The sequence below is a fragment of the Oleiphilus sp. HI0086 genome (assembly GCF_001635225.1).
The window spans coordinates 1-2,931 of record NZ_LWFZ01000848.1; the positions used below are offsets into that span (position 1 = coordinate 1).

The 2,931-nt window shown below is 47.5% G+C and carries 1 protein-coding gene; it reads right to left on the reverse strand.

The features are described 5' to 3' along the window. Window positions 1-2,931: thrombospondin type 3 repeat-containing protein (locus tag A3756_RS15260; RefSeq protein WP_068553809.1), on the reverse strand; the 2,931-nt coding region annotated here is incomplete at both ends.

Here is a 2,931-nt window from a genome sequence, read left to right on the forward strand (position 1 = left end):
ATCGGCAGGGCAGTTATCTAACTGATCGGCGAAACCATCCTGATCGCTATCAGCTTCACAAGCATTACCTAAGCCATTGCCATCAGTGTCTTCCTGATCCGAGTTAGCGGTCGAAGGACAGTTATCGACACCGTTCTTGATATCATCGCCATCACGATCATCATCACAGGCATCACCAAAGTCATCACCGTCTAGGTTATCGCTCTGGCCATTCCTATTCGGTACTGTTGGGCAATTATCTGCGCTATCTTCGACTGTATCGTTATCATCATCACTATCACAGGCGTCACCTTGGCCGTCACCATCTGAGTCACGCTGATCACTGTTACTATTCACTGGGCAATTATCACGGCCATCACCTACGCCATCTTCATCACCATCGCGGCTAGTCGGTGCAGCGTCGTTTATATCTAGTACACCATCGTTATCATCATCCGTATCGGCTGTATCACCAATACCATCGCCATCGGAGTCACGAGTCTCTAAAGCATTTTGGGGGAATGGGTCTGAGGCATCAGGTGTACCATCACCATCATCATCAGTGTCTGCATTGTTACCTGTGCCATCACCGTCTGTGTCTAATTGCTCAGAAGCAAGTAAAGAGAAGGCATCAGCATCATCTTCTACACCATCATTATCATCATCAGTATCAGTGTTGTTACCAATGCCATCACCATCTGTATCCGTATCTTCATTAGGGTTCAGTGGGAAACGATCTTCAGAGTCTGGCGTACCATCACCATCATCATCGGTATCAGTGATATTTGGCTCACCGTCGCCGTCTGTATCAGTACTTGCCAAGGCATCTAGAGGTGAAGCATCATCACTGTCGGCAACACCGTCACCATCATCGTCATCATCGGTGTTGTTACCAATACCATCACCATCGGTATCGGTGTCTTCACTAGAGTTTAGAGGGAAGGCATCTTCGGAATCAGGTGTACCGTCTCCATCATCATCGCTGTCTGCATTGTCACCGGTACCATCGCCATCGGTATCGACAATTTCATTCGGGTCAGTCGGGAAATCATCCAGATCATCGGCAACACCATCATTATCGTCATCAGTATCTTCTGAGTTACCTACACCGTCATTGTCAGTATCTTCTGTTTCTGTTTCATCTGAAGGGAAGGCGTCAAGATCATTGTTAACGCCATCACCATCGCGATCCAGGTCACAAGGATCACCGCGACCATCATCATCCAGGTCACTCTGTACAGGGTTGTAATGAACTGGGCAATTATCTATCGCATTATCAATACCGTCTTGGTCTGAATCGAACTGTACCGTTGGGTCAGTTGGACCTTGGTCGACGTTATCGAGCACGCCATCACCATCGGTATCACGCTCTAGCGGGTTGGTGCCATCTTGCTCTTCCTGAAGATCAGGTACGGAATCACCATCGTCGTCTTCATCTGTATTATTACCAATACCATCACCATCGGTATCAACACTTTCAAATGGGTTACGTGGGAACTTATCCTCATCGTTCGGCACCTGGTCACCGTCGATATCAGTATCAGCATTATCGCCTGTGCCATCGCCATCTTGGTCTTTTTGTTCTGTAGGGTCTGTTGGGAAGGCATCTTCAGTATCGATCACACCATCATTATCATCATCAGGGTCATCATTTCTGCCACCAGAATCAGCCATGCCATCGCCATCGGTATCAACAAAATCGATACCTGGAATGCTGGCATTGGTATCATCAGGGTCCTGATTGGCAGACCAGTTATCGTTATCCTTATCAGACTTATTCTGACGTTCAGAATCTAAAGGAAAGTCATCGGCAATATCTTCAGTACCATCGCCGTCATCATCAGTATCGGCATTGTTACCGATTCCATCTTCATCTGTATCGGTTTGTTCGCTTGCGTCTAGAGGGAAGTCATCGTCTTCATCTTTAACGCCGTCGTTATCGTCGTCGTTGTCGGCATTGTTACCTGTGCCATCACCATCGGTGTCAGTTGTCTCACTCGCATCTTCAGGAAAAGCGTCCTGATCATTTGGAACGCCATCATCATCCAGGTCTGGGTCAGTTTCAGCGGGCTTGAGTACAACTTCTTCTTCAGTATTTATTTCAGTATTAACGCCTTCATTACCCAGGTCTTCTTTTTCATCGTTAATCACTTGTTTCATTTCACCAACTGTACGACCTTGAGGGTCGTTCGGAATCGGTAAGGAAGCAGGGTCTTGCTCTAAAAGTTGAAGTGCGGCACTAGCTGTATCTTCAGCAGCATCATCTTCAGCACCGCCAAAAATATCACTCGATTCTGAGCCACCTTCTTCATTGTCGACTTTACCGTCGATCTGGCCATCGGCTAAATCTTGTGTGAGTGCACTTAATACAGCATTAGGGTCTTCAGTACCAACAGCCTCGTCTATCTGGTTCACAACAGCCGTTACCGCTTCTACCGCAGCACGATAAGCCGCAGCATCTTCTTGCTCTGCACCCGTATCAGTTGTTTCGTCAATTAATGGAGGCGTATCAAAAATATCAATATCCTGGGACATACCAAAGCCCATGGTCGACTTCACCTGAGCCGCGGCTATTGGAAGCGCGCTCACTAGTTCAGCCGGTGTTGCAGTGCCGTCACCTAAACCCGGGTCAGTAATTTCATCGCCATCACGGTCAGCCCAAGGGCCGGTATCGACATCGGCATTACGAATCGCCAAGTCAACCGCCATGGTTGTAAGAGGTGTGCCATAGATTTGCTCGCCATTATCAAGAAGTGCTTGGGTAATAACGGTTCGCATTTCGGAAATAACGGGTGCCTGCCCCGTTAGAATATCAGTCGTATTTTCGTCTGATGTAAACTCCAGAATATAAGGAGGCTCAATTGGTGTTGGCAGCACCAGGTCAATAATCTGTGCTTGTTCATTAGTTGAGCCCGGTTCACCTACTATTGCACCTTTAAAGTCTTCTGCTGT